General features: G+C 71.2%; 2 protein-coding genes and 1 pseudogene. 2 read left to right on the top strand and 1 reads right to left on the bottom strand.

The window, feature by feature from the left end; translation table 11 throughout:
- Positions 1–302: hypothetical protein (locus ACIOWN_RS05880; RefSeq protein ID WP_401980664.1), on the bottom strand; the 302-nt coding region annotated here is incomplete at its 3' end.
- On the opposite strand from ACIOWN_RS05880, the pseudogene ACIOWN_RS05875 reads away from it, so the two are divergent.
- Both ACIOWN_RS05875 and ACIOWN_RS05870 read left to right on the top strand, forming a co-directional pair.
- A pseudogene (locus ACIOWN_RS05875) lies at positions 184–717 on the top strand (OmpL47-type beta-barrel domain-containing protein); the annotation flags it as partial. The gene ACIOWN_RS05880 and the pseudogene ACIOWN_RS05875 overlap by 119 nt on opposite strands.
- Before the next feature lie 465 nt (positions 718–1,182).
- Positions 1,183–2,364 carry an ROK family protein gene (locus ACIOWN_RS05870; RefSeq protein WP_362352918.1) on the top strand — a complete coding sequence of 394 codons (1,182 nt, stop codon included), beginning with the start codon at positions 1,183–1,185 and terminating at the stop codon, positions 2,362–2,364.
- Positions 2,365–2,597: the final 233 nt, after the last annotated feature.

Raw genomic sequence — 2,597 nt, 5'->3', positions numbered from 1 at the left:
TCGTATCGGGCGTCGGACAAGGCGGGGAATGCGTCGGCGGTGAAGTCGGTGGAGTTCTCCGTGGTGGCGGCTGAGCCGGAGGACAGGACGCCGCCGGAGACGTCGGCGTCGGTGTCGGGGACGAAGGACGCGTCCGGCAACTTCGTGGGCAGTGCGACGGTGACGGTGTCGGCTTCGGATTCCGGGTCGGGTGTGGCGAAGATCGAGTATTCGCTGGATGGTGCGGCGTATGTCGCGTACTCGGCGCCGGTGCAGGTGAGTGGTGTGGGTGCGCACTCGTTGTCGTATCGGGCGTCGGACAAGGCGGGGAATGCGTCGGCGGTGAAGTCGGTGGAGTTCTCCGTGGTGGCGGCTGAGCCGGAGGACAGGACGCCGCCGCAGACGTCGGCGTCGGTGTCGGGGACGAAGGACGCGTCCGGCAACTACGTGGGCAGCGCGACCGTGACGGTGTCCGCCTCGGACTCCGGTTCCGGTGTGGCCGGCATCGAGTACTCCCTCGACGGCGGCCCCTATCTCCAGTACGCGGAGCCGGTGGTGATCGACAGGGCCGGGAGCCACACGCTCCTCTACCGGGCCACCGACAAGGCCGGCAACACGTCCACGCCCAAGTCGCTCTCCCTGACGGTCGTCTCCGGCGAACCGCCGTCCGACTGTCCGGAAAGGGACGACCGGGCCACCGTGTTCGTCGGCTCCGTCAACACCGGTGTCCCCAACCGCGTGACGGCCGGCGGCTGCACGATCAACGAGCTGATCGAGGACCAGCGGGCCTGGGAGAACCACGGCGCGTTCGTCTCGCACGTCGGAAAGGTCGTCCAGACGCTGCGGGACGAGGGCGTCATCGACCAGCGGGAGGCCGCCGAGATCAAGAAGGCCGCCGGCCAGTCCGACGTGGGCAAGCCCAACCGCGCGCCCTCCGGCGCGTGAGGCACGGCCCGGGCGGTGACCCCGCCTGAACGGTGAGCCCTGGCGGGCCGCGCCACAAGCCCGCCAGGGCGCCTCCGGCACCGGGCCCCGGACGCTGCCGTGCACGTCTTTGTCCATCCGGAGGTGAAAGTCCCCCACATCAGTGCACAAGTTTCTTTCATCGGCGGCGGCTCGGTGCTACGGTCCTTCTCAAAGTCGTGCCCCCCATGTGCCGGGCATGCGAACGGTTCTTGCCACGACGGGGGCGGCGTGAGGTCTATGACGGCTCGACCGGCCAATCTCCACCAGGCCCGGCTGCTCCGCCTCCTGCGCGACCTCGGCCCGCAGTCCCGGGTCGCCCTCGGGGAGCAGGTCGAGCTGTCGCGCTCCAAGCTTGCCTTCGAGATCGACCGGCTCCTGGAGACCGGGCTGGTCGTCCAGGACGGCCTCGCCGCCTCCCGCGGCGGCCGCCGCTCGCACAACGTCCGGATCGCCCCGTCGCTGCGGTTCCTCGGCGTGGACATCGGCGCCACCTCCGTGGACGTCGCGGTCACCAACGCCGAGCTGGACGTCCTCGGCCACGTGGCCGAGCCGCTGGACGTGCGCGAAGGCCCGGTCGCCGTCTTCGAGCGGGTGCTCGCCCTGGCCGGCAAACTGCGCGAGGCGGGGCTGGCGGACCACTTCGACGGCGCCGGGATCGGAGTGCCGGGACCCGTCAGGTTCCCCGAGGGCGTCCCCGTCGCGCCGCCGATCATGCCCGGCTGGGACGGCTTCCCCGTCCGCGAGGCGATGAGCCAGGAACTGGGCTGCCCCGTCCTCGTCGACAACGACGTGAACCTGATGGCCCTGGGCGAGCAGCAGGCCGGCGTCGCCCGGTCCGTACGCGACTTCCTGTGCGTGAAGCTCGGCACGGGCATCGGCTGCGGCATCGTGGTCGGCGGCGAAGTGCACCGCGGGGTCACCGGCAGCGCCGGCGACATCGGCCACATCCAGGCGGATCCGGACGGGCCGCGGTGCGCCTGCGGCAACATCGGTTGTCTCGAGGCGTACTTCGGCGGCAGCTCCCTCGTCCGCGACGCGACCGCGCTCGCCCAGTCCGGCCGCTCGGCGGAGCTGGCCGGACGGCTGGAGGCGGCCGGGAGGCTGACCCCCGAGGACGTCTCGGCCGCCGCCGGGGCCGGGGACGCGGCCTCCCTGGAACTGATCCGCATGGGCGGACGGCGTACCGGTCAGGTCATCGCCGGCCTGGTCAGCTTCTTCAACCCCGGCCTCGTGGTCATCGGGGGAGGGCTCACCGGACTGGGGCACAACCTGCTGGCGAGCATCCGCACCCAGGTCTACCGCCAGTCCCTGCCGCTTGCGACCGGCAATCTGCCGATCGTCCTCGGCGAGCTCGGCCATGCCGCGGGCGTCGTCGGCGCCACCCGGCTGATCAGCGACCACGTCTTCTCACCGGCCTGACCCGTCCGGCCCGGCCCGCCTCACCTGGCCGGACGGGCGGGACCGGCCACCTCGGACGCGCCGAAACGCGCCGATTGCGTACTGGCGCGAGTGGACGGTGACACGTCAAGATCTCCTCCTCAGGGCGGCTCCGACCGGTCGTGGGGGGGGGCCCCGGGGGGGGGGCGCCCCCCCCCGGGAGGGCAAGACAACAAAATATGGTATACAAAAAAAAGATAGCCGTTTCAAAAAGA

The organism is Streptomyces sp. NPDC087787 (genome assembly GCF_044743035.1).
Lineage (GTDB): Bacteria > Actinomycetota > Actinomycetes > Streptomycetales > Streptomycetaceae > Streptomyces.
The sequence above is the reverse complement of the archived record's forward strand: the minus strand, read 5'-3'. Positions and strand labels throughout refer to the sequence as shown.